Source organism: Sulfitobacter sp. M05, assembly GCF_029285175.1.
Lineage (GTDB): Bacteria > Pseudomonadota > Alphaproteobacteria > Rhodobacterales > Rhodobacteraceae > Sulfitobacter.
Genome location: NZ_JABEDH010000005.1, coordinates 55,478 through 76,808 on the forward strand (window position 1 = coordinate 55,478; position 21,331 = coordinate 76,808).

28 protein-coding genes are annotated in these 21,331 nt (G+C 57.4%); 6 read left to right on the forward strand and 22 right to left on the reverse strand.

Going from position 1 to position 21,331, the window contains the following annotated elements:
• Positions 1 to 41 precede the first annotated feature (41 nt).
• The 5 genes from HKX44_RS16800 to hmgA all read right to left on the reverse strand — a co-directional run bounded on the left by HKX44_RS16800 (position 42) and on the right by hmgA (position 6,048).
• The gene (locus tag HKX44_RS16800; RefSeq protein ID WP_276152526.1) at positions 42 to 1,706 is read right to left on the reverse strand and encodes an ABC transporter substrate-binding protein; all 1,665 of its coding nucleotides are present in this window, start codon (positions 1,704 to 1,706) and stop codon (positions 42 to 44) included.
• Positions 1,707 to 2,170: 464 nt separating this feature from the next.
• On the reverse strand, positions 2,171 to 3,121 hold the full coding sequence (locus tag HKX44_RS16805) for an MBL fold metallo-hydrolase (RefSeq protein ID WP_276152527.1): 951 nt from the start codon (positions 3,119 to 3,121) through the stop codon (positions 2,171 to 2,173).
• 72 nt (positions 3,122 to 3,193) lie between these two features.
• Positions 3,194 to 4,447 carry a fumarylacetoacetase gene (gene fahA / locus HKX44_RS16810; RefSeq protein WP_276152528.1) on the reverse strand — a complete coding sequence of 418 codons (1,254 nt, stop codon included), beginning with the start codon at positions 4,445 to 4,447 and terminating at the stop codon, positions 3,194 to 3,196.
• 72 nt (positions 4,448 to 4,519) lie between these two features.
• Positions 4,520 to 4,690, reverse strand: a complete 171-nt coding sequence (locus HKX44_RS16815) for a hypothetical protein (protein ID WP_276152529.1) — start codon at positions 4,688 to 4,690, stop codon at positions 4,520 to 4,522.
• The gene (hmgA, locus tag HKX44_RS16820; RefSeq protein ID WP_276152530.1) at positions 4,687 to 6,048 is read right to left on the reverse strand and encodes a homogentisate 1,2-dioxygenase; all 1,362 of its coding nucleotides are present in this window, start codon (positions 6,046 to 6,048) and stop codon (positions 4,687 to 4,689) included. Before hmgA ends, HKX44_RS16815 begins: the two co-directional genes overlap by 4 nt.
• A 78-nt stretch (positions 6,049 to 6,126) precedes the next feature.
• On the opposite strand from hmgA, the gene HKX44_RS16825 reads away from it, so the two are divergent.
• Both HKX44_RS16825 and HKX44_RS16830 read left to right on the forward strand, forming a co-directional pair.
• Positions 6,127 to 6,576, forward strand: coding sequence for a MarR family transcriptional regulator (locus HKX44_RS16825; RefSeq protein WP_276152531.1), 450 nt, complete (start codon positions 6,127 to 6,129; stop codon positions 6,574 to 6,576).
• A 26-nt stretch (positions 6,577 to 6,602) separates the two neighbouring features.
• Positions 6,603 to 7,469, forward strand: coding sequence for a DMT family transporter (locus HKX44_RS16830; RefSeq protein WP_276152532.1), 867 nt, complete (start codon positions 6,603 to 6,605; stop codon positions 7,467 to 7,469).
• A 10-nt stretch (positions 7,470 to 7,479) separates the two neighbouring features.
• On the opposite strand, the gene HKX44_RS16835 is transcribed toward HKX44_RS16830, so the two are convergent.
• The 4 genes from HKX44_RS16835 to rplS form a co-directional block, all read right to left on the reverse strand.
• Positions 7,480 to 8,289, reverse strand: coding sequence for a division plane positioning ATPase MipZ (locus tag HKX44_RS16835; RefSeq protein WP_276152533.1), 810 nt, complete (start codon positions 8,287 to 8,289; stop codon positions 7,480 to 7,482).
• A gap of 206 nt (positions 8,290 to 8,495) precedes the next feature.
• Complete coding sequence (locus HKX44_RS16840) at positions 8,496 to 9,227, reverse strand: peptidoglycan-binding domain-containing protein (protein ID WP_276152534.1); 732 nt, start codon at positions 9,225 to 9,227, stop codon at positions 8,496 to 8,498.
• 230 nt (positions 9,228 to 9,457) lie between these two features.
• Positions 9,458 to 9,679: a 50S ribosomal protein L31 gene (rpmE, locus tag HKX44_RS16845; RefSeq protein WP_276152535.1), complete on the reverse strand. Its 222-nt coding sequence runs from the start codon at positions 9,677 to 9,679 to the stop codon at positions 9,458 to 9,460.
• Between the two features lie 11 nt (positions 9,680 to 9,690).
• Positions 9,691 to 10,065: a 50S ribosomal protein L19 gene (rplS, locus tag HKX44_RS16850; protein ID WP_276152536.1), complete on the reverse strand. Its 375-nt coding sequence runs from the start codon at positions 10,063 to 10,065 to the stop codon at positions 9,691 to 9,693.
• 348 nt (positions 10,066 to 10,413) lie between these two features.
• Between rplS and ppk2 the strand changes: the two genes are divergently transcribed.
• Positions 10,414 to 11,304 carry a polyphosphate kinase 2 gene (ppk2, locus tag HKX44_RS16855; protein WP_276152537.1) on the forward strand — a complete coding sequence of 297 codons (891 nt, stop codon included), beginning with the start codon at positions 10,414 to 10,416 and terminating at the stop codon, positions 11,302 to 11,304.
• Positions 11,305 to 11,339: 35 nt separating this feature from the next.
• Positions 11,340 to 11,591 (forward strand): YdcH family protein, encoded by a 252-nt coding sequence (locus HKX44_RS16860; protein ID WP_276152538.1) that lies wholly within the window; start codon positions 11,340 to 11,342, stop codon positions 11,589 to 11,591.
• A 30-nt stretch (positions 11,592 to 11,621) separates the two neighbouring features.
• Here HKX44_RS16860 and trmD read toward each other — a convergent pair whose 3' ends face one another.
• From trmD to HKX44_RS16915, 11 genes are all read right to left on the reverse strand, one after another.
• On the reverse strand, positions 11,622 to 12,410 hold the full coding sequence (trmD, locus tag HKX44_RS16865; RefSeq protein ID WP_276152539.1) for a tRNA (guanosine(37)-N1)-methyltransferase TrmD: 789 nt from the start codon (positions 12,408 to 12,410) through the stop codon (positions 11,622 to 11,624).
• Complete coding sequence (locus HKX44_RS16870) at positions 12,407 to 13,198, reverse strand: hypothetical protein (RefSeq protein WP_276152540.1); 792 nt, start codon at positions 13,196 to 13,198, stop codon at positions 12,407 to 12,409. The genes trmD and HKX44_RS16870 overlap by 4 nt, the downstream gene beginning before the upstream one ends.
• Positions 13,198 to 13,734 (reverse strand): ribosome maturation factor RimM, encoded by a 537-nt coding sequence (gene rimM / locus HKX44_RS16875; RefSeq protein ID WP_276152541.1) that lies wholly within the window; start codon positions 13,732 to 13,734, stop codon positions 13,198 to 13,200. The genes HKX44_RS16870 and rimM overlap by 1 nt, the downstream gene beginning before the upstream one ends.
• A gap of 43 nt (positions 13,735 to 13,777) precedes the next feature.
• Positions 13,778 to 13,930, reverse strand: coding sequence for a hypothetical protein (locus HKX44_RS16880; protein ID WP_276152542.1), 153 nt, complete (start codon positions 13,928 to 13,930; stop codon positions 13,778 to 13,780).
• Positions 13,927 to 14,556, reverse strand: a complete 630-nt coding sequence (bluB, locus tag HKX44_RS16885) for a 5,6-dimethylbenzimidazole synthase (RefSeq protein WP_276152543.1) — start codon at positions 14,554 to 14,556, stop codon at positions 13,927 to 13,929. The genes HKX44_RS16880 and bluB overlap by 4 nt, the downstream gene beginning before the upstream one ends.
• 16 nt (positions 14,557 to 14,572) lie before the next feature.
• Positions 14,573 to 14,959, reverse strand: a complete 387-nt coding sequence (rpsP, locus tag HKX44_RS16890; protein ID WP_276152544.1) for a 30S ribosomal protein S16 — start codon at positions 14,957 to 14,959, stop codon at positions 14,573 to 14,575.
• 41 nt (positions 14,960 to 15,000) lie between these two features.
• A complete protein-coding gene (locus HKX44_RS16895; RefSeq protein WP_276152545.1) occupies positions 15,001 to 15,297 on the reverse strand; it encodes a chorismate mutase in 297 nt (98 codons plus the stop codon).
• A complete protein-coding gene (locus HKX44_RS16900; RefSeq protein WP_276152546.1) occupies positions 15,294 to 15,821 on the reverse strand; it encodes a GNAT family N-acetyltransferase in 528 nt (175 codons plus the stop codon). The genes HKX44_RS16895 and HKX44_RS16900 overlap by 4 nt, the downstream gene beginning before the upstream one ends.
• Positions 15,818 to 16,345, reverse strand: a complete 528-nt coding sequence (locus HKX44_RS16905; protein WP_276152547.1) for a GNAT family N-acetyltransferase — start codon at positions 16,343 to 16,345, stop codon at positions 15,818 to 15,820. The genes HKX44_RS16900 and HKX44_RS16905 overlap by 4 nt, the downstream gene beginning before the upstream one ends.
• A complete protein-coding gene (gene ffh, locus HKX44_RS16910) occupies positions 16,342 to 17,838 on the reverse strand; it encodes a signal recognition particle protein (RefSeq protein WP_276152548.1) in 1,497 nt (498 codons plus the stop codon). Before ffh ends, HKX44_RS16905 begins: the two co-directional genes overlap by 4 nt.
• A gap of 161 nt (positions 17,839 to 17,999) precedes the next feature.
• Positions 18,000 to 18,482, reverse strand: coding sequence for a hypothetical protein (locus tag HKX44_RS16915; RefSeq protein WP_276152549.1), 483 nt, complete (start codon positions 18,480 to 18,482; stop codon positions 18,000 to 18,002).
• A 229-nt stretch (positions 18,483 to 18,711) separates the two neighbouring features.
• Between HKX44_RS16915 and HKX44_RS16920 the strand changes: the two genes are divergently transcribed.
• Together HKX44_RS16920 and HKX44_RS16925 are read left to right on the forward strand one after the other, a co-directional pair.
• Entirely contained in the window at positions 18,712 to 19,590 is an 879-nt protein-coding gene (locus tag HKX44_RS16920; RefSeq protein WP_276152636.1) for a LysR family transcriptional regulator, read from the forward strand.
• The gene (locus tag HKX44_RS16925) at positions 19,587 to 20,507 is read left to right on the forward strand and encodes a DMT family transporter (RefSeq protein ID WP_276152550.1); all 921 of its coding nucleotides are present in this window, start codon (positions 19,587 to 19,589) and stop codon (positions 20,505 to 20,507) included. Before HKX44_RS16920 ends, HKX44_RS16925 begins: the two co-directional genes overlap by 4 nt.
• Positions 20,508 to 20,640: 133 nt before the next feature.
• Here the strand turns inward: HKX44_RS16925 and HKX44_RS16930 are convergent, their stop codons facing one another.
• Both HKX44_RS16930 and HKX44_RS16935 read right to left on the reverse strand, forming a co-directional pair.
• Complete coding sequence (locus tag HKX44_RS16930; protein ID WP_276152551.1) at positions 20,641 to 20,982, reverse strand: metalloregulator ArsR/SmtB family transcription factor; 342 nt, start codon at positions 20,980 to 20,982, stop codon at positions 20,641 to 20,643.
• Between the two features lie 39 nt (positions 20,983 to 21,021).
• Positions 21,022 to 21,252: a hypothetical protein gene (locus HKX44_RS16935; RefSeq protein ID WP_276152552.1), complete on the reverse strand. Its 231-nt coding sequence runs from the start codon at positions 21,250 to 21,252 to the stop codon at positions 21,022 to 21,024.
• Between the last annotated feature and the right edge of the window lie 79 nt (positions 21,253 to 21,331).

Consider the following 21,331-nt stretch of genomic DNA (forward strand, 5'->3'; position numbering starts at 1 on the left):
CCGCGCGATGCGCAGCCCTTTCCCAAGATTTCAAACCTGACTTAGGTCCATGCCATCCGTGCAGGGTGGTATTCGAACCCGATGTGGTGACCTGCACCAACAAGACCTTCTTTGGTGTGGTTATAGAGCGAGCGCCAGTAAGGCTGGATCGTAACGCCGTCTTCCTGCATCAACGCCTGACCTTTGGCCATAATCGCGCGGCGTGCTTCCACGTCGGCAGTGGCAAGAGCTTCGGTCAGAATGCTGTCGAACTCCTCGCTTGCATAACCGGCCTCGTTCCATGCTTCGCCAGAGCGATATGCGAGAGCCCAGATCTGCACGCCCAAAGGACGGGCGTTCCAGTTGGTTGAGGAGAACGGATACTTTGTCCAGTCGTTCCAGAAGGTGGAACCCGGCAGGATCGTCCGCTTGACCTTGATACCTGCGTCACGCAGCTGGGCTGCGACCGCGTCGGTGGTATCCTTGCGCCAAGCATCGTCAATCGAGAACAGTTCATGCTCGTAGTCGCCCATGCCGGCCTCGTCCATCAAGGCTTTGGCCGCTGCGGGATCAATCTTGCGAGGTGGGATTTCCGCAAACTCGGGGTGCATCGGGCCAACGTGATGGTTGTCGGCAACAATACCGCGACCGGCATAGCCAAGCTCCAGCAGCACCTCGTTGTCCACGGCCATTGCAAGGGCCTGACGCACACGTTTGTCTGCATAAGGGTTCTTGCCGTCTACCTCGGCCAGCTGGTTAGGGCGGATCACAATTGTCGCAGCGGTGGCGATGGAGTTTTCGACCCAACCGTCCAGCGTTGACATGATGTCGATGTATTCACCTTCCATCGAGTAATGCGCATCGACCTCTTCAGCTTCGGATGCTGCGATCCATGCGGAGGGGTCGGTGCCGTAGTCGATATATTCCAGACGGTCGATGTAGGGTCCGCCGTAAACCTCGGTGCCCCACCATGTGTGATCGGTGTTCTTGACCAGCACACCTTTTACCCCCACTTCCAGTGACTCTGGCAGATAGGGGCCGGTACCGACCGGGTTTTCCACCATCTTCTCGGCATCAAAAGAACTATGTGTGATTGCCGCCGGATAATCCGCCATGCCGGGGATCAGGGTAATGTCAGAGACCGGCAGTTTGAGGGAAACCGTGTGGCTGTCTGTTGCTGTAATTGCGCCTTCGATGGCCTGACCGGTGGCTTCGTCGACGAGGGTCGCGAAACGGCCCGCCATTGAGTTGCCTTCCAGTGACTTGTCACACCAGCCTTTGATGTTGCGCACAACGTCATCCGCGGTGAAGTCGTCACCATTGTTCCATTTGACACCCTTGCGGACGTTCAAAGTGTATTCGGTTGCGTCATCGTTGATTTCCCAGCTTTCCAGCAGGCCGGGGGTAAAGGTACCGTCGTTTTCCCAGATGGCAAGATACTCGAGCCAGCCGCGGGAAAAGTTGGCGATTTGTGACCAGTCATAGGTGCGCGGGTCCTTCAGGGCACGCACTTCCATCTGGAACCGGACGGTGCCGCCTTCCTTGTGGCCTGCCGCCTGTGCCGGTGCGGGCATGCCGATCATCGCATAGGCCGTTGCGGTTGTTGCACCAAAGGCGCTGGCAAGAGCCAGAAACTCGCGGCGGTTTACCGGATCGTTCTTTGCGGCTTGGGCAGAGTCCACAACGGATTGTGGCAGGGGGGTCCCGTTACGTGTCAAAAAACTCATTATATATCTTCCTCTTCTGTTGTCGCGGTCCCTTTGGGCCACAGGTAGGTGATGCGGTTTCTCCGCCATTATTGTTGTGTTTCGTCTGGAAACATCTTGGACAGTCAATCACAGTGAGACCACAGGTCAACCCTACTGCGCAAAGTTAACGCGGTGCCGGTCCAGTACGACATCAGCGGAGTCTGCATGCGGGCTAAGGGTGACCAAGCCGTATTTTCGTGTGAAATCAGAGATTAACCAATCCGCGCCCTTTGGTCCAGTCACGATGTCGTTTCCAGACAAGCATCGCCGGGGAACACTGCCAGTGCGGATGATAAGGCGGAAAGGGGAAGGGGAATGGCCGGCGTTCAACAATCAGTATGAACGCCGAAATTTGGCTGGTTTGCGTGTCATGCAAATATCGCGTGACAACCGGCCGATCAATTGCCGCCGGAAACGAATCCCCGGCGGCTTTGGTGGTGGCCTTATCCCTGAAGGGCTGCCCACATTTCCAGATCACGTTTGTCTGTCCAGATGCGGGGGTGCGCAATGCCGCGCGCCTCGTCGTAGGCACGGGCAACGTTGAAGGGCAGACAATGCTCATAGATGGCGTAATCTTTGAACTTGGGGTCACATTCGGCGCGTACCGCATCCCATGCCTCTTTCAAGGAGCCGCCCCGTGCCGCTACACGCGCTGCGGGCGCATAGGTGCTGTTGACGAAATCGCGGGTGGATTCAATCGCGCGGGCCACGGCATCCTTGCCGATCAACGCACCACCGCGTCCGGGTGCAATTGCGTCAACGTCATATGCCATGATCCGGTCCAGGGTCTGGCCCCAGTCGCCGAAATACCCGTCGCCGCAATAACAGGCAGAGTGATCTTCGACGATATCGCCGGTGAACATCACGTTTTCATCCGGCACATGGATGACGGCATCCCCTGCGGTATGGGCGCGGCCAATCTGTTTGATGTCGACACGGCGTTTGCCGAGATAGACCGTCATGCTGTCGCTGAAGGTGGTGGTTGGATAGGTCAGGCCGGGGATAGACTCATGGCCTTCGAACAGGCGCGGGAAGCGCTGGAATTCGCTGTCCCAATCTTCCTGTCCGCGTTCTTCGACCATGCCACGGGCGACGTCGGACATGATGATCTGATCGGCCCCATAGGCCGATGCACCCAGCACCCGCACCGCATGGTAGTGGGTCAGCACAAGATGGGTGATCGGTTTGTCGGTAACTTCGCGGACCTTTTCGATGACCTTGTTGGCAAGGCGCGGGGTGGCCTGGGCCTCGACGATCATCACACTGTCGTCACCGATGATAACGCCAGAGTTGGGGTCACCTTCGGCAGTAAATGCCCAGAGGTCGCGGCCGACCTCGTCAAAGGTGATTTTCTTTTCGGTCAGGTCGCCCTGGGAGGCAAATGCTTTGGCCATTGGATGTTCTTTCTAATGGGGTGCGCGGGGTTGGCGCAGGAGTGAGTTTAAGGGCAAGATGAAAGGGGCAGATCAGGGAAATTCAACAGCCGGAACGATTTTGCCGGCGCAATCGCCAAAGCCGATGCGAAAGCCGTCTCCCTGTGCGTGGCCGCTCAGGGTTAATGTATCGCCGTCTTCGATAAAGGTGCGGGTTTCGCCGGTGGTCAGGGTGAACGGGTCACGCCCAGCCCAAGAGATTTCCATAAGCGATCCGTATTCGCCGGCAACCGGACCTGAGATGGTGCCTGAGCCAAGCAGGTCGCCGGGGTTCATGCCGCAGCCGCCGACGGCATGGTGGCACAGTTGTTCCGCGGCGGAATAATACATCCGGTTATAGTTGGTTTTCGTGATCGTGGTCGCCGCTACAGCGCCTTCAGGTTGCATCGATACGGTAAGTTCGATGTCATAAAGGCCGTCGACCGTACTGTCCAAATAGGGCAGCAGCTGTTTTTCACGTGGCGGTGTTGGCGTGCGGAATGGATCCAATGCGGCAGCTGTGACGATCCACGGGCTGATCGTTGTGCCAAAGGCCTTGCCCTGAAACGGGCCAAGCGGCTGGTATTCCCAGCCCTGAATGTCACGGGCGGACCAGTCGTTCAGCAGCACATAACCAAAGATCAGCGCATCTGCTTCGTCGACGGTGATGGGGTGGCCCATGGGGGTGCCGGTGCCGACGATTGCGCCCATTTCCAGCTCGATGTCCAATCGTGTGGACGGCCCAAAGCTTGGCATTTCGGCGTCGGGTGCTTTGCGTTGCCCATTGGGGCGGTTGATCTCTGTGCCTGAAACAACAACTGAGGAGGCGCGTCCGTTGTAACCGACAGGAATGTGCAGCCAGTTGGCTGGCAAGTCGGGCGATCCACGCAATATCGCGCCCATGTTTTTTGCGTGCTGCATCCCGGCATAGAAATCAGTGTATTCAGATACCGCGATGGGAAGGTGCAGTTCCGCCTCTGACAATGGCACCAGATGCGGGGCGACTTTGGCCTGTTCGGGGGCATCGGTGATCAGCAGTTCAATCAGCCGCGCGCGCAAGCTGGCCCAGGTGTCAGACCCCATTTCCATCACATCGTTCCAGTAGGGCACGTCAAATACCGGATCATCGCCGATCGTCACGATACCCGCCTCTTCCAACGCGGCCATATCAAGCACCATATCGCCAATGGCCACGCCACACCGCGCTTCAAGGCGGTTGGTTGAGAACACCCCATACGGCAGGTTGTTCAATGGGAAGTCGGTGTCGGCGGAATTGGCGCTTTCGACCCATGATGTCAGTCGTGTCATTCTTTGTCCTGTCCTCTCGGAGCGGGCCATTGGCCCAATGTTCGCTGTAATGGCTGGTTGCCAGTGATCTGATTAATCGGGGCGGTCCCATTGTCCCCGTTCAGGGCCGCGTAACTCGTGGCCGGGACCCTTGCCATATCTGTCCGGGCGCTGGTTGACAAATTTCTGCCACCAGGCCCAGAGAATAAAGCACAGGACAAACGCCAGAAATACCAGCATCAAGACGCCCAAAAATTCGATCATTTCTGTCCCGGTGTACCGTCGAATTTCTTTTCGATGTCACTCCAGCAGTCGATGTAATCGTCCTGAAGCGGCGCCTCTTTTGCGGCAAATTCGGTCAGGTGCTGGGGGAAACGGGTTTCGAACATAAAACTCATGGTGTTGTCGAGCTTTTCCGCTTCGAGCTTTGCGTTTGAAGCACCTTCAAAAGCGTTTTTGTCCGGCCCATGTGGCAACATCATATTATGCAGCGACATGCCGCCGGGCACGAAACCTTGCGGCTTGGCGTCATACTGGCCGTAGATGTTGCCCATCATTTCGGACATGACGTTCTTATGATACCATGGCGGGCGGAAGGTATCCTCGGCGACCATCCAACGTTCCCGAAAGAGCGCAAAGTCTATGTTTGCTGTGCCTTCCACACCAGAAGGCGCTGTCAGGACGGTAAAGATCGACGGATCAGGGTGATCGAACAGGATCGCGCCCACAGGGCAATAGGTGCGCAGGTCGTATTTCACCGGCGCGTAGTTGCCATGCCATGCGACCACGTCCAGCGGGGAGTGGCCGATGTGGGTTTCGTGAAACTGGCCGCACCATTTGATTGTCACTGTGGACGGGACCTCGCGATCCTCAAACGCTGCCACGGGGGTTTTGAAGTCGCGCCGGTTGGCCATGCAGTTGGCCCCGATCGGGCCACGGCCCGGTAACTCGAATTTCTGTCCGTAGTTTTCACAGACAAAGCCACGCGCCGGCCCCTCAAGTACCTCGACACGGTAGAGCAAACCACGGGGCAGAACGGCAATTTCCTTGGGTTCCAGATCAATCACACCCAGCTCGGTGCAGAACCGCAAACGGCCCTCTTGTGGAACCACAAGCAATTCGGAATCTGCGGAATAGAAATAGCTGTCGACCATGCTTTCGGTCACCAGATAGATGTGGCTGGCCATGCCGACCTGCGTGTTCACGTCGCCGGCGGTGGTCATGGTGCGCATGCCGGTCAACCATGTCAGTGGGGCGTCAACATGCGGTACCGGATCCCAACGGTATTGGCCCAGGCTGGTCACATCCTCGGGGATATGCGGCGCTGATTTCCAATAAGGCAGGTCAATCCGTTCGTAGCGATGGGAATGCTTCACTGATGGGCGGATGCGGTAGCACCATGTGCGTTCGTTCTGGTGCGAGGGGGCGGTAAAGGCCGTACCGGTAAGCTGTTCGCCATAGAGGCCATAGTTTACCTTTTGCGGGGAGTTCATCCCTTGAGGCAGGGCGCCGGGCAGGGCCTCTGTTTCAAAGTCGTTCCCGAAGCCGGGCATGTAGCCTTCATGCGTGCCCATCGGTGTGGTGGCAGTGGTCAATTCGCTTGGCGTCAGCTGACGGTTCATCTCTGGCTCCCCAATGGCCTCTTTTCATACTCGGTTGCATATGTAATGGTTGTTTTTGTAACCAACAACAGGCTTCCAATGATGCAACGCAATTTCGACCTGCAGTCTTTTCTGCCCTATCTGTTGAACCAAGCTGCCGAGGTCAGCTCGCTATCGTTCCAACAGGTCTACAAGGATCGCTATGGCATGTTGCGCACAGAGTGGCGGGTGCTGTTCCATCTGGGGCTTTATGGACAGATGTCGGCAAGTGAAATTGGCAGCCGTGCCAAGACCCACAAGACCAAGGTCAGCCGCGCAGTGCAGCGCCTGACTGAGCGCCGTTTTGTTGAGCGTGCGCTGGACAGTGTCGACCGGCGGGTGACACATCTGACGCTGACAAAACGGGGGCAGGCGGCATATGACGATTTGCGCAGCGTGGCGGAGAGTTACGAAGAAACACTGCTGAAACAGCTGGAACCGGACGAGGCGGTCATCTTGCGCCGCGCGTTGCTTAAATTGGGTGGTGTGGCCCCATGCGACTTTACGTAGACGGATTTTCCCGTCACGGGTAGGGCATGACTGATCAGGCAAAAGGTGTGTGGATTACGTTGATGGGTGTCCTTTTTGTGGTGCCCGATTCGTTGTTCGTGCGGCTGATTGCTGCGGACGCCCTGACGGTTGCCTTCTGGCGTTTGTTGCTGGCCGGCGGGCTGTCTGCGCTTTGGATACTGGCCAGCGCCGGCACCGGGCCATTTCGCGCCGTATTACGCACGGGCCGCTATGGTGCCGTCTATATGGCGGGTGTGGGGGCAAGTGGGGTTCTATTTGTACTGGCGGTCAGCCTGACGTCGGTGGCCAATGTGGTGTTCATCATCGCCTCGCTTCCGGTTTTTGCCTCGCTGTTCAGCCGCGTTTTCCTGTCAGAGCCTTTTGGGTTGCGCACATGGCTGACCATTGCGGCGGTTGTGCCAGGGCTTTCCATCATCGCTTATGGATCTGGGGAAACCCAGAATGCCAGCCTTGCCGGTGATCTGCTGGCGCTTGGCGTTTCTGCCCTGTTCGCCGCCGCGCTGACTGCCGCGCGCCATGTGCGCAGGGTTTCAATGGTGCCCGGTGTGGCGATGGGATACCTTTTGGCGGCATTGGTGATCGCTCCCTTTTCAGCGCCGCTGACGATGCCTTTGGATCAATCCGCGCTGGTGTTGGCACACGGGCTGTTCATCCTCGCCAGCTCGATCCTGCTGGCCATTGGGCCCCGTTACATCACCTCGGCAGAGGTGGGGTTGCTTGTCCTGCTGGAATCCGTGTTGGCACCCTTGCTGGCCTGGGCCGTGGTCGGCGAAGACCCTGGACGCTATACGCTGCTGGGCGGCGCAATCGTGATCTGCGCCTTGCTGGTTTCAAATCTTGTGTTGTTGTTGCGGCAACGCCGTAGCGTCTAGAGGCAGGACTCTAGAAATTCGGCGTCACACCGGGCAGGTTCAGAGCCTTGAGCAAATCGCGCAATTCCTGTCGCGCAGCGACGTTTGAAATGTTCAACTGCTTGACGCCGATGTCCTTGAGATCCAGCAAAGTCAGGCCACGCGGGAACAGCTCGCGGAAGATAACCCGTTCGTTAAAGCCCGGTGCGACGCGAAAGCCGATCCGCTTTGACAGGTTCTTGATCGCCTTTTCCATCTTGTCCTTGTTAACCATCCGCTGCGCCCCCATCCGGTTGCGCACCACAACCCAGTCGATCGGTGCCAAACCGGCTTGCGCACGCAACTGTCGGGCGGTCCAGACCATTTCGGAATAGACCGACGGGCCGGTAATCTTGTCCCCCATGGCATCGGTGTGGGCCAGCAGGTCAAAATCAACAAAGCTGTCGTTCAGTGGCGTCACCAAAGTATCCGCAAGGGAATGCGCCACCTGTGACAGGCGGGTGTGCGAACCGGGGCAATCGATCAGAATGAAATCACTGTTTGGTTCCATCGCCGCCACCGCAGCGCTCAAACGGTGGTCATAGACGTTTTCACCCGGTTTCAGGCTGTCGGCTTCAATCTCTGGTAGCTCACACAAGGTGGGGCTGGCCAGTTCAAGATTTGCCTGCTTTTTAAAGGCGTTGCGGTTGTCCACGTAGCGCCCGAATGTGCGTTGCCGCAGGTCCAGATCAAGGCCACTGACCCGATGGCCCATCCGCGCAAGGGCTGTCGCCAGATGCATGGAGACGGTGGATTTCCCCGCGCCGCCTTTTTCGTTTCCAACGACGATAATATGCGCCATTTACGCGTCCCTCTGCCCGCCTGCTGTTTATGCAGGATATTGTTGAACGCCACTATATGTGGGGTTTGCGGGTTTGGGAAGTGGCAGAGAGGAGAAGGCGTCGGTGAAAATCACCTGCTGCAAAAATTTTGGTGCCAAAGTCTGTTCAATGTCCGATTTTCGCCGGGCTGCAATGCAGCGAACCGCACCGACGAAACTCTCTGCTGTCATTTCGCCAGAAAGGCATCGATCTCTTTTTGCATAAACGCCTGAAACCGCTCCTGTTCTTCATGGGCCATATCGTAGTCCACCATAAGGTTGAGGAACTGGGTATGCTGGGCTTTGTGGTCCTTGTCCAACCGAAGAATTTCATCCGACAGGCGCAGGGCGTCCACGATCTTGCCGTTTTTTTCCAGCGCGTGGTAACGTTCTATCAGCTTGTGGCACTCGGTAAGCCTGTCGAGATATGCCTTTGCATGGGTTTCAAGTTGCTTGTACGTCTTGTGAACCCGCGCGTCCTTTTCCCTTATGGTTTTGCGTTGCTTGCCTGTGGCGTTAGTTGACATCGCCAAATGAGCAATAAGAAAGGGTTCGAATGCTTTGTACTCTTTTTGCCGGCGCTTGTATTTCACGGGGTAGGGGGCGAACACTTCGCGATACCGCAGGTCTTTGTCACGGTAACCTGCCAGCCGCCAATCCACCAGTTGCACGCCTTTGCCCCCGGTTGATTTCTTGCCCCCAGTTCCGCCGCCCGATGTTTTGAGATCCAGCGCCGCCGCCGTGTTTTTGCCGACCAGCCCGTCAACCTTAAGGCTGGATGCTTTTTGAAAGGCCCGTACGGCGGCGTCCGTTTTGGGGCCGAAAATGCCATCCAGTGCCAGTTTGTGTTTAAACGCGTTCAGCTTCTTCTGAAGGGTCTTTACGGCACTCCCAGAGCTGCCTTTCTTGATCAACGGCATGGTGGCCTCCGGTCAGGGCAAATAACAAACATTAAAATTAGGGGGCAGACAAATTTCTGCAGAATCATAATTTAATGTTCACCAGCTTAGCCAATTGCGCAGGTGCCGGGAAAAATTCCCGTTCTTTCGGCCTTTTTCCGCCGTTGCCTGTTCCCCATTGTAAGGTCACAGCACGAAAAAAGGCGCAGCCATGACAGCCGCGCCTTTCAATTCCGTCAGTCTCAAATCGCTTACAGCGACAGGCCTGCGTATTTGTTCTTGAACTTGGACACGCGGCCACCGGTGTCCATCAGACGGCTTGTGCCGCCGGTCCATGCAGGATGCACGGAAGGGTCGATATCAAGCGCCAGCTGGTCGCCCTCTTTGCCCCAAGTTGATTTCATTTCCACGATTGTGCCGTCGGTCATTTTGACGTTGATCGTGTGGTATTCGGGATGTGTATCTGCTTTCATCGGTCCGCCCCTTACGCTTTTTTCGGCTTGTAGTTGGAATTCTCGACGATACGTGCGGATTTACCACGACGTGAACGCAAGTAGTACAGTTTGGCGCGACGCACACGGCCACGACGGACCACGGTGATGCTATCAATGTTTGTTGAATACAGTGGGAATACGCGCTCGACGCCTTCACCAAAGCTGATTTTACGCACGGTGAACGAACCGGCAATGCCGTGGCCGTTGTTACGCGCGATGCAAACGCCTTCGTAGTTCTGTACACGTGTACGTGTACCTTCGGTCACTTTAAAGCCGACGCGGATGGTGTCGCCCGCACGGAAATCAGGGATTTCCTTGGCAAGAGCGGCGATTTGTTCCGCTTCAATCTCTGCGATCAGGTTCATCTGACGCTTCTCCTATAATGATCGTGGTGTTCCACGAATATTGTTTAGTGATCCAAGAGCTTCGGTCTGTGTGTCAGGTGACCCGCAGGCACCCACCGAAGGTAGCATCGTCATTGCTTGTCTGGTTTGCATAAAATGCAAAACGCTTGTCTTGATTGCGCAAAACGCAAAACACCGGAGCCGCGGGTAAAGCGATTCCAGTTGGGGGCGGTATAGGCGGCTGCGCGGTTCGGATCAAGGCATCAAATACATCCGGCAGGGGCGGTTTGATTGATCCACGTCAAAGCGGCGGTATGTCCCGTTACCTATGCTCGGGTCGCTAGAGAAATTTTAGAACAGGGGACCAAGATGCCGACAAAAGAAAACGCCACGAAACAAGAGGTTCAGGCCAGCAAGGCCGATACGATCCTCGGCTTTGAGCAGGGCAGATACCCCTATGCGAAAAAGCTGGACCGCAAGACCTACGAGGCGGACAAGGCGGCACTTCAGGTCGAGCTGTTAAAGGTCCAGCACTGGGTTCAGGAAACTGGCCAGAAATTCGTGCTTTTGTTTGAAGGGCGTGATGCGGCCGGCAAGGGGGGTACGATCAAACGGTTCACCGAACACCTGAACCCCCGCGAGGCACGTGTTGTGGCGTTGAATAAACCCAGCGATGAAGAGCGCGGCCAGTGGTATTTCCAGCGCTATATCAAACATCTGCCGACAGCGGGTGAAATGGTGCTTTATGACCGCTCTTGGTACAACCGCGCCGGCGTCGAGCGGGTGATGAACTTTTGTGCGCCGACGGAATACCTTGAATTCATGCGTCAGACCCCAGAATTCGAACGTATGCTGGTGCGCTCTGGTATCAAGCTGTTCAAATACTGGTTCTCGGTCACACAGGACGAACAGAAAGCCCGGTTCGCCAGCCGTGAAACCGATCCGCTCAAGCGGTGGAAGCTCTCCCCGATCGACCGTGCGTCGCTGGATAAATGGGATGATTATACCGAAGCAAAAGAGGCGATGTTCTTTTATACCGACACTGCCGATGCACCATGGACCGTCATCCGTTCCAACGACAAGAAACGCGCGCGGTTGACCTGTATGCGGCATTTCCTCGCTCAGCTGGATTACCCGAACAAGGACCTGAGTGTCGCAACACCACCCGACCCGCTGATCTTTCATCAGGCTGAGGCCGTGCTGAACCAGAGCGATCATATTCTTGCATCTTCCCTGCACCCGCAGGGGCGCAAGCCCTGAACCATCCCAAACATTCCACTAGGAGAGAAGACAGTATGTCCCATACCCCCCACGAATTGGCAGAAGAATTTCCGGAACTGGCCAACCAAATGGCCGCGTTGCGTCAATCGGACAGCCATTTCGCCAAGATCGCTGATGAATATCACACCCTTAACCGGGCATTACACCGTGCAGAAACCAATGTTGAACCGACCTCGGATGAACACATGGTTGATATGCGCAAAGAGCGGATGGCGCTGAAGGATGCGATCTATGCCTATGTAAAGGCGCACCCTGCCGCGTCTTAAGCGGATCAAGGTGCCTATAGAGGAGGGTGCCTAGCTGGCGTCCTCCTCAGGGGGCAACAAATCGGGCCGCCGCGCACGGGTCAACTTTCGCGATTGCGCGGCGCGCCACTTGGCAATCTCTTTGTGATTGCCCGACATCAGGACAGACGGGATATCGTGGCCTTCCCATGACGCGGGGCGGGTATATTGTGGATGTTCAAGCAGGCCGTTTGAATGGCTCTCCTCGACAGTACTGTCCGCATTGCCCAGCACCCCGGGCAGCAGACGCACGGTGGCGTCGATCATTGCCTGCGCCGCCAGCTCGCCGCCGGTCATCACAAAATCCCCCAGAGAAATCTCGGTGATGCCGTAATGCTCGATCACCCGTTCATCAACGCCTTCGAACCGTCCACATAACATGGTGACGCCGGCGCAGGTCGCCAGATCGGCGGCCAGGGCCTGATCAAACCGTTTCCCGCGTGGCGACATGTACAGGATCGGCCAACGGCCATGGGTGCCGTATTGTGCGGCCTCGATCGCGGGGCCAACCACATCGGCGCGCATTACCATCCCGGCACCGCCGCCCGCCGGGGTGTCATCCACGTTGCGATGTTTGCCGATGCCAAAGCGGCGCAGATCATGGGTATGCAATTGCCACAGCCCGTCCTGTAACGCCTTGCCGGTCAGGCTGGCACCCAGCACTCCGGGAAACAGATCGGGGAAAAGAGTGACAATCCGCGCCTGCCAGACATCGCGATAGGCCGGCTTGTCCTGCATCAGTTCGCGGGGTTTCAGCGAGGCGCTGACCGACTGGCGGCCATGTGAACGTGTCGGTTTCATGCGTGCCCCTTTGTTGATGACAGGAGTGCCTTTTTCGCCGCATTGCGTGCGGTGATGTCAGTATGGGTTCTGTTGATGTCTAGCAAGGCATTCAGAACCTCGGGATCATGGCGCTGGTTGGCGGGGGGGACGGCCTGTAGTTCGGCCCGCACCGACAGGGGAATATCACAGAGGTCCAGCAAGGGATCGGCAGGGCCAAGCGGCAGGTCGACACAGTCTTCCAGCCGTTGCGCGGTGACTGGTGCCGGCACCCTGCTGGCGACCTCGGCGACCATCCCGTCCAGATTGGCCGCCCCAGCATAGGTGTGTTCGAAAACATCGTAGTTCATTGTCATTCCAGATGATTTAACATGCTCCCAATAGGCCGAAGCCAGCCAGGCATCAGGCGCGCGGGTGGTCAGATAGATCAGAATCTCGGCCTCGGGATAGGCGCTGCGCAGGATTTCCCAATAGGCATACAGCAACACAGGGGCGGCGGAATAATCTGCCAGCGGCCCGCGCCCGGGCAGGTGCCCGCTTAACTCTTCCGCCGAGATGATCAATGTGCGGCGCGGCATACCGGGGAGTGCATTGACCATTTCGCCAAACCGCGACTGCACCTTGATCAGGGTCAGCGGGTCCAGATCGGTGGAATACCCCCGTGCGGCGACAACAATGTCCTTGAGATGCCAGCGCAGCCGCAGCGCGACTTGCTTTTTCAGCGCCACACGGTTTTCCCGCAGAGTCGCCTGAATACTGGAGGTGCCTGTCTTGTGAAAACCCGCATGAAGGATAATGCGGCGCGGCATCAGTCGGTTGTGCTTTCGGGGACCATGCTATCGGGAAGAATGCCCAGTGGCGGGTCCGCAACGATGCGTCCGGCGGCCAGATCAACGGTGGGCACTGCCGCCTTGGTAAAGGGCAGAAACACGGTATCGGTTTTGCCCGCCAATTGCACTTCCAGCAGGTCGTCAGCACCATGATTGTTCACGGTCTTGACCCGACCCAGCAGGACACCACCGGTGTCATAGACTTCCAGGCCGATCAGGTCGGCATAGTAAAACTCATCATCGGGTAACGAGGGCAGCTGGCTGCGCTCTGCATAAAGTACAGTTCCGCGCATGGCATCCGCCTCTTCTTTGGAGGTGACATCGGGAATGCGGGCGGAAAACCCGTTCTTGATCGGGCGCAGAATGGCCAGCGACAGCTGTTTGCCACGGTCCTCTGTCCACAACGGGCTGTAGGTCTCGATGTCCTCGGGCACGGCGCAATAGCTTTTGATGCGCAATTCACCGCGCACGCCATATGCGCCTGCGATGGCCCCCACGGGGATCAGATCGGTCATTGAGATATCTCCGAAACAACACCGGACATCGCGCGGCCAAAGCTCATTGCAGTAACTCCGAATTCACACAGATTGTGCCAGTCCATTCACCTTCGCCATTGGCGCATTCCACCGACATTTGCTGGCGATCGTACCAGACCCCAAGGGCAAAGCCGAGGATAAGTGTCAGCAATGGAACGATTAAACGTAACATCATCTGTTTTCAATATGCAGGTCAGGCGCGCGCACCTCCCAGCCTTTGGTTTCCAGTTCCGGCGTCATGGTGTTTTGCTGTGGCCAGCCGACGCAGAGATACGCCACCAACGACCACCCGTCCGGTACGTCAAGATCAGCGTTCAGGCGCGTGGGATCAAGGACGGAAACCCATCCGACACCCAGCCCCAGACTGCGCGCAGTCAGCCACATCAGTGTGATGGCCCCAACAACGGAATAGCGCCGCATCTCGGGCATACTGGCAACACCTAGGCCGGCACCTTTTTCGGTGCTGTCATCGCAATAGACCGCCAGATGCTCTGGGGCTTCTTTCATGCCGGACAGTTTCAGCGAGGCATAAAGTTTGGCCTGGTCACCACCGTATCCAGTGAGGGCCTGTGCATTGCTGTCTTCAAAATTTGATATCGCCCTGGCGCGGGCTTCGGGCGAGGTGACGCGCAAAATGCGCCATGGCTCGGACAGACCGACGGAAGGGGCGAGGGAAAAGGTGTCGAGGCACTGACGCAACAGCGCCTCGTCCACCGGATCAGTGCGGAATTCGCGCACATCGCGCCGCCACCGCATAAGATCGTGCAATCCGGCACGGAATTCGTTTGTGAACGTGTCCATGCCGGAATGCCTGTTTTTATTCAGCAGCTGCTTCTTCTGCGGGTGCTGCTGCGGCTTCAGCCGCGGCTGCGGCCTTATCAGCTTTCTCCTGAACGCGCTCTTGCGCTTTCTTGCCAGGAGTACCCTTCTTGGGGTTGTTACGCTCTGTTTTAGGCAGGGCGCCTGCGGCTTCCAACATGCGGCGAACGCGGTCTGTTGGCTGTGCGCCTTTGGCCATCCACTCTTTTACTTTCTCGACGTCCATTTTCACGCGCTCTTCGCTGTCTTTCGGCAGCAGCGGGTTATATGTGCCCAGTTTTTCGATGAAACGGCCGTCACGTGGCATACGGCTGTCCGCAGCAACGATACGGTAAAAGGGGCGCTTTTTGGAGCCGCCGCGGGCGAGACGAATTTTCATAGCCATGGTGTGTAGTCCTTTGGTTTGGTTCGGGGGAGGCCCCGGATTTACGATTGGTGACTTTTGTGGTGCTGAATGACTTCAGCGATGATGAAGTTTAGAAACTTCTTGGCGAATTCGGGATCAAGGTCAGCCTTGTTCGCCAAATCTTCTAACCGTGCGATTTGACCGGCTTCGCGGTTTGGGTCGGACGGGGGAAGGTCGTGTTCGGCTTTGAGTTTCCCCACAGCCTGCGTGTGTTTGAACCGCTCGCCCAGCGTATAGACAAGGATCGCATCCAGACGGTCGATGGAGGCGCGATGCTCTTTCAGCAGCTCGGCGGCAAGTTTAACTGTATCGGTCATGCGGTCTCCACTTGTGATGGGTGGCGCCATACCTGGCAGGGTTTTTCCAGGACAACGCCGTCGCGTTCGTATGTCGCACCCAGCTTGGCAGCAAGCGCAAGCGAGCGGCTGTTATCCGCAAGGATATAGCTGATTGGGCTGTCGAGGTTCAAATGCACGGCAGCATAGGCGCGTGCCGCACGGGCCGCTTCAAAGGCGTATCCCTTGCCCTCGGCATGGGCAAACAATGTCCACCCCAACTCTGGCTCGTCAAAGGCCGGTGGATTACCGATGCCGACCCAACCCAGAAAATCACCGGTTTCGCGGTGTTCAATGTGCCAGACGCCATATCCACGAATTGCCCAATGGCCAATGCGCGCAGCGAGCTTTGCAAAGGTCTCGTTCGCATTTGCGGGGCCTCCGACCCTATGACTGCGCTCTGTTTCAAAAAAGGCGGTCAGGGTCGGCAGATCCGACTTGCGCGGCGCGCGCAGGGTCAGCCGCTGGGTGTCCAGCACTGGAATATGGTCGGTCATCGCGTTCATGCGGCTGGCTCCGCTGGGCCGGGGTGGCGGTAGACCATCAGCGAGCCGTGGCGGGGGTGTTGGTAGTCCGGCTCTCGAACGGCACCCATGCTTTCTGCTACGCGAACAGAGGCATCATTTCCCGGGTTGATCATGCTCATCGCGGTAGTCCAGCCCAATGCTTCATAGGCATGCACCAGTGCTGCCCGGCCTGCTTCTTGGGCGTAGCCCTTGCCGGTGCCAGACCAGACGTACCAGCCGATCTCTTTTTCTGGCCAATCAAGGGGTTGGTGCAGGCCGACAAGGCCGATGGCCGTGTCATTGTCTTTCAAAGTCACCATCCAACGGCCAAAGCCGCGCATACTCCAATGGCCGATCACTTGACAGAGATAGCGCCAAGCCTCTGCTTCGGTCTGTTTGCCGCCAATGTAGCGGGTTGCGTCTGAGGCTAAGAAAGACGCAAACGGGGCGTGATCCTGAGGGCCTGGAGCGCGCAAGATCAACCGTTCGGTCTCAAGTGTGGGTATGGTGGTCGCGGTAATCACTTTTTCTTACCGAACCCGCTCAGGCCCGAAGGCAGGCCCATGCCGCCCCCCATACCGGGCAGCTTGCCACCCATGGCTTTGGCGGCGGCTTCCATCGCTTTGGGGTCCATCTGGCCCGCCATCGCTGCCGGGTCCATGCCGCCCTTGCCCATCATGCCTTTCATGGCCTGCTTGAGCATGCCGCCCTTACCCATTTTGCCCATCTTCTTCATCATGTCGGACATCTGGCGGTGCATTTTCATCAGCTTGTTGAGGTCGGAAACCTCCATGCCGGCACCTTTGGCGATACGTTTCTTGCGGCTGGCTTGCAGCAGCGCAGGGTTGGCGCGTTCTTTCTTGGTCATCGACTGGATCAGGGCGATCTGGCGCAGCAGCACCTTGTCATCCATGCCGGCTTCTTCGACCTGTTTGGCCATCTTGCCCATGCCGGGCATCATGCCCATCATGCCTTGCATACCGCCCATCTTGATCATCTGTTCCAGCTGCATCTTGAGGTCGTTCATATTGAACTGACCTTTCGCCATGCGCTTCATCATGCGCTCGGCTTGTTCAGCCTCGATGGTTTCCTGCGCCTTTTCGACCAGCGCAACGATGTCGCCCATGCCAAGGATGCGGCCCGCGATACGTTCCGGCTCGAAAGTCTCAAGCGCATCCATCTTCTCGCCAAGGCCAACGTATTTGATCGGCTTGCCGGTGACCGCGCGCATGGACAGGGCGGCACCGCCACGCCCGTCACCATCCATCCGGGTCAGAACAACACCGGTGATGCCAATGCGGTCGTCGAAATTCTCGGCAGTATGCACCGCGTCCTGGCCCGTCAGACCATCAACCACCAACAGGGTTTCGCGCGGCGTGACAACATCCCGCACCGCTTCGACCTGCTGCATCAACTCTTCGTCGATGGATAAACGGCCCGCTGTATCCAGCATATAGACGTCATACCCACCAAGGCCGGCCTGCGTTTTGGCGCGTTTGGTGATGGCGACCGGATCTTCGCCTTTGACAATCGGCAGAGTGTCAACGCCGATCTGTGTCCCAAGGATCGCCAGCTGTTCCATCGCGGCGGGGCGATTCACGTCAAGTGACGCCATCAGCACGCGTTTGCCGTCCTTTTCTTTCAGACGTTTGGCCAATTTGGCGGTGGTCGTCGTTTTACCGCCACCTTGCAAACCGACCATCAGGATTGGCGCGGGTGGATTGTCGACCTTGAGCGCGCCCGGCTCACCTTCGCCAGACAGCACATCAATCAACGCGTCATGTACAATCTTGACGACCTGTTGGCCCGGCGTGATGGATTTGGTGACCGCCTGACCGGTTGCTTTGTCCTGCACTGCTTTCACGAAATCACGCGCCACTGGCAGCGAGACATCCGCCTCAAGCAGGGCAACGCGCACTTCGCGCAGTGCGGTTTTTACGTCCTCTTCGGACAATGCGCCCTGTTTGGTGAGGCGGTCAAAGACGCCAGACAGGCGTTCACTGAGGTTCTCAAACATGGGCAGAAGCCCTTTCTCGTTTCGGTTGCAGGGTGACATCCATATAGGAAGCCCCGCGAAAATGCACAAATGCCCCAGTGGGCGCAACGCGCTGACTGAGGGCGATCCCCGCCCAATGGCAAAGGGACCGGAAGACTATGCTTCCGGAGATTAGGGTCCGTTTAGGCGGTGGGCCGGTGTGAGTCAAGCCAGCCGTTGATGGCCTGTTCCGCCCGTTCGGCCCCGCGTCCGCTGGAATAAACCCAGGTGAGGGGGTAGGTGCCGGCATCCATGCCGCGCCCGATCACAAAGGCGGCGCGATGGGTATCAGAGCCGCCCGAACGCGAGGTTTGCACAATCGCCCGATCAAGTGCGTCCAGCGCCCATGTCCTGCTGGAGTAGCCCAACCAGCCGCGCCGGCGTAATTCGACCAGATTGCGTTCGCGATCAAGGATCAGCTGGGCGCGGCGTACAAAGATCATGTTGAACCCTACGGTCATGGCCAGCCCGCCTGCGCTCATCGCCAGACCCATGCCCGGCTCACTGACCAGCATCGACAGGCCGACGGCAACAAAGACAAGCCCGAATACCGTGATGAAAATCGCAAGCCAGACCGGATTGTTTTCAACGATCAGCTGCGCCGGTGTGTCTCGGATTATTTTCATCCAGTAAATCTGGCAGGAACCGTGGCGAAAGACCAGAGTGTCGAGGCCGCACACATCCTTATCTCTCAGGGTGATCTGCTTCCACTTAGGGCGCGGGAAACGGCGTGAAAGCCAGCGGGTTATGGTTGTTTTCTCCTGCTCTGCGCCGCTACGGACGATAAAATTTTACCGTGAAGGCCGAAAGTGTGGTTAACTGCCGGTTAATTCCGCAACAGCCAAAATGAATACGATGGAAAACTGGGATGAAATCAGGACGGCGTTTCAGGTTGCTCGCAAGGGCACGGTCAGCGGTGCAGCCGAGGTTTTGCGGGTGCATCACGCGACCGTCATCCGTCATATTGACGCGCTTGAACGGCGGCTTGGTGTAAAGCTTTTCCAGCGTCACGCGCGTGGCTACACCGCCACCGAGGCAGGTCAAGACTTGTTGCAGGTAGCGCAGGCAACGGATGATCAGTTCAGTCAGCTGGCTGGGCGGATCAAGGGGCGCGGTATGGACGTCTCGGGCGAGTTGGTGGTGACATCGCTTGCTTCTCTGGCTGGTCAGATTGCACCGGTCTTGATTGACTTTCAGCGCCAGCACCCCGATGTTCTGGTGCGCTATCTCACCGGCGAACGCCTGTTTCGGCTTGAATACGGCGAGGCGCATGTGGCGATCCGTGCCGGCGAAGTACCCGATCAACCCGACAATGTGGTCCAGCCTTTTTTGAAAATGCCGATGGGGGCCTATGCAAGTGCAGCCTATGTTAAAGAACACGGCATGCCGGTCGAACCTAAAGACTATGTCGGGCACAGGTTCGTCGGCGAAGACAACCGTAACAGCCGCGCGCCCTACAACATCTGGATGCGTGAACATGTGCCGGACAGTGCCGTTACCTTCCGCTGTACCGATATCAATGCCGTGGTTGCCGCGATCAGGGCGGGCGCGGGGATCGGTTTTCTGATGCGGGCCGGCGTTGCTCAGATTCCTGACGTTGTTCAGGTTCACGCCCCAAGGCCCGAGTGGGCCGCCCCCCTGTGGTTGGTCACCCATGTGGATTTGCACCGAACAACCAAGGTTCAGGCCCTGTTGCGTTTCCTCAAGGAAAATATCCGGGAAGGCGATTTGTGAGCCAGCCGTTGTTGGGCCATCTGGCAATGCTGGCGTTCTCGGCATTGGTCGCGGGATCGTTTTCTCTGGGCAGTTTGATGGCAAATGAAATTGATCCGACGGCTTTCACGGCGGTGCGGTTCTGGCTTGCTGCGGCGTTTGTTGGCATTCTGGCGCAGATGCGCGGGGGCTTGGGTAAGGGCAGTTTTACGGCCCCTTGGCGGTATTTTGTGTTGGGTGGGCTGTTTGGCATCTATTTCGTCCTGATGTTCGAAGGGTTGAAGGTGGCACCTCCGGTCAGTGCCGCCGCCGTGTTTACGTTGGTTCCGCTGATGGCCGCCGGATTCGCGTGGGTTTTACTGCGGCAGGTGCTGACCCCGCGTATGGCGCTTGCGCTGGCAATTGGCGGAGCGGGGGCGCTTTGGGTGGTGTTTCGTGCTGATCTGGATGCGCTTCTGCGGTTTGATATCGGGCAGGGCGAGGCGATCTATTTTATCGGTTGTGTCGCTCATGCGATATATACGCCTATGGTGCGCCGGCTTAACCGAGGCGAGGCGGTGGTCACTTTTACTTTTGGCACGGTTCTGGCTGGAGCTTGTTTGCTGACCGTTTATGCGTGGTCCGACATTTTTGCGACGTCATGGACGTCCCTGCCGTTGATGGTCTGGGTCACACTGTTTTACACGGCTTTTTTTGCCACGGCGGTGACCGTGGTGCTGTTACAATTTGCAACGCTGCGCCTGCCGTCTGCCAAGGTGATGGCCTATACGTACCTGACGCCCAGCTGGGTGATCATATGGGAGATTGGGTTGGGAAACGGTGCGCCGCCGACCTTGATCCTTGCCGGTGTGGCGTTAACCGTGCTGGCGCTTTTGCTGCTGCTGAGGGACGACAGCGCGAAAAATACGGTGCCAAGGCAGGGAACCATTCGGCCCTGATCGGGTTGTCCCAACAGAAATGTGGAAGGAAACGCGATGCGTAACATTATTTATCTTGTGGGTTTGGTGGTAATTGTTCTGGCGATTGTTCGCTTTGTCATGTGACGTTCGGGACACGTGATTAACTGGGGCATCAGGGGCTTTCTCTGGTGTCCCGATCCAGTTCGCCCTCTAGGAACCTCTCGAATGCGTCGAGGTTCACCGGCTCGAACTGACCAAACCCCTGCATCCAGACCGAGGCATCTTTCATCGCGTCCGGTTCAAGTTTGCACCATTTCACCCGACCACGTTTTTCCTGCGAAATCAGGCCCGCCACCATCAGTACATTCAAATGCTTTGAGATTGCGGCCAAGGACATCTCAAACGGTTCGGCCACATCAGTCACGGCCATATCGTCTTCCAGCAACATGGCAAGGATCGCGCGCCGTGTTGGGTCGGCCAAGGCGGCAAACACCTGATCAATGGATTTTGTCATGCACCACCATTACCGTGCGGCGGCGGTCAAGGAAAGCAATCAGCCGCGCGGGTGGTGCGTGTGCTGCGACGGCAGCTGGTGCCGGTGTGCTGCCAAGTCTGTTTCTGAAAGGCCGACGTCGCGGGCGATATGCGGGCTGACATCCTTTATGTGGGGGTGGCGCGCCTGTTTGATCCATTGGCGGCAAATGTGGATCAATCGTGATACATGTGGAATTTTCACACAGCTGTTCAGGTCGCGCAAACGCGCGTGATTGGGGAAATATGCCATTGCGACATCCTTTTTGTCTGATTTTCTTTGTTTTGCCGGATTGCTGGCGCGGGCACAAAGACAATTCCTTGACAGTTTA

Bases quoted from the DNA above. Each gene is read 5' to 3' on its own strand.
- HKX44_RS16800 (WP_276152526.1), bottom strand. From the start codon at position 1,706: ATGAGTTTTTTGACACGTAACGGGACCCCCCTGCCACAATCCGTTGTG.
- HKX44_RS16805 (WP_276152527.1), bottom strand. From the start codon at position 3,121: ATGGCCAAAGCATTTGCCTCCCAGGGCGACCTGACCGAAAAGAAAATC.
- fahA (WP_276152528.1), bottom strand. From the start codon at position 4,447: ATGACACGACTGACATCATGGGTCGAAAGCGCCAATTCCGCCGACACC.
- HKX44_RS16815 (WP_276152529.1), bottom strand. From the start codon at position 4,690: ATGATCGAATTTTTGGGCGTCTTGATGCTGGTATTTCTGGCGTTTGTC.
- hmgA (WP_276152530.1), bottom strand. From the start codon at position 6,048: ATGAACCGTCAGCTGACGCCAAGCGAATTGACCACTGCCACCACACCG.
- HKX44_RS16825 (WP_276152531.1), top strand. From the start codon at position 6,127: ATGATGCAACGCAATTTCGACCTGCAGTCTTTTCTGCCCTATCTGTTG.
- HKX44_RS16830 (WP_276152532.1), top strand. From the start codon at position 6,603: ATGACTGATCAGGCAAAAGGTGTGTGGATTACGTTGATGGGTGTCCTT.
- HKX44_RS16835 (WP_276152533.1), bottom strand. From the start codon at position 8,289: ATGGCGCATATTATCGTCGTTGGAAACGAAAAAGGCGGCGCGGGGAAA.
- HKX44_RS16840 (WP_276152534.1), bottom strand. From the start codon at position 9,227: ATGCCGTTGATCAAGAAAGGCAGCTCTGGGAGTGCCGTAAAGACCCTT.
- rpmE (WP_276152535.1), bottom strand. From the start codon at position 9,679: ATGAAAGCAGATACACATCCCGAATACCACACGATCAACGTCAAAATG.
- rplS (WP_276152536.1), bottom strand. From the start codon at position 10,065: ATGAACCTGATCGCAGAGATTGAAGCGGAACAAATCGCCGCTCTTGCC.
- ppk2 (WP_276152537.1), top strand. From the start codon at position 10,414: ATGCCGACAAAAGAAAACGCCACGAAACAAGAGGTTCAGGCCAGCAAG.
- HKX44_RS16860 (WP_276152538.1), top strand. From the start codon at position 11,340: ATGTCCCATACCCCCCACGAATTGGCAGAAGAATTTCCGGAACTGGCC.
- trmD (WP_276152539.1), bottom strand. From the start codon at position 12,410: ATGAAACCGACACGTTCACATGGCCGCCAGTCGGTCAGCGCCTCGCTG.
- HKX44_RS16870 (WP_276152540.1), bottom strand. From the start codon at position 13,198: ATGCCGCGCCGCATTATCCTTCATGCGGGTTTTCACAAGACAGGCACC.
- rimM (WP_276152541.1), bottom strand. From the start codon at position 13,734: ATGACCGATCTGATCCCCGTGGGGGCCATCGCAGGCGCATATGGCGTG.
- HKX44_RS16880 (WP_276152542.1), bottom strand. From the start codon at position 13,930: ATGATGTTACGTTTAATCGTTCCATTGCTGACACTTATCCTCGGCTTT.
- bluB (WP_276152543.1), bottom strand. From the start codon at position 14,556: ATGGACACGTTCACAAACGAATTCCGTGCCGGATTGCACGATCTTATG.
- rpsP (WP_276152544.1), bottom strand. From the start codon at position 14,959: ATGGCTATGAAAATTCGTCTCGCCCGCGGCGGCTCCAAAAAGCGCCCC.
- HKX44_RS16895 (WP_276152545.1), bottom strand. From the start codon at position 15,297: ATGACCGATACAGTTAAACTTGCCGCCGAGCTGCTGAAAGAGCATCGC.
- HKX44_RS16900 (WP_276152546.1), bottom strand. From the start codon at position 15,821: ATGAACGCGATGACCGACCATATTCCAGTGCTGGACACCCAGCGGCTG.
- ffh (WP_276152548.1), bottom strand. From the start codon at position 17,838: ATGTTTGAGAACCTCAGTGAACGCCTGTCTGGCGTCTTTGACCGCCTC.
- HKX44_RS16915 (WP_276152549.1), bottom strand. From the start codon at position 18,482: ATGAAAATAATCCGAGACACACCGGCGCAGCTGATCGTTGAAAACAAT.
- HKX44_RS16920 (WP_276152636.1), top strand. From the start codon at position 18,712: ATGGAAAACTGGGATGAAATCAGGACGGCGTTTCAGGTTGCTCGCAAG.
- HKX44_RS16930 (WP_276152551.1), bottom strand. From the start codon at position 20,982: ATGACAAAATCCATTGATCAGGTGTTTGCCGCCTTGGCCGACCCAACA.
- HKX44_RS16935 (WP_276152552.1), bottom strand. From the start codon at position 21,252: ATGGCATATTTCCCCAATCACGCGCGTTTGCGCGACCTGAACAGCTGT.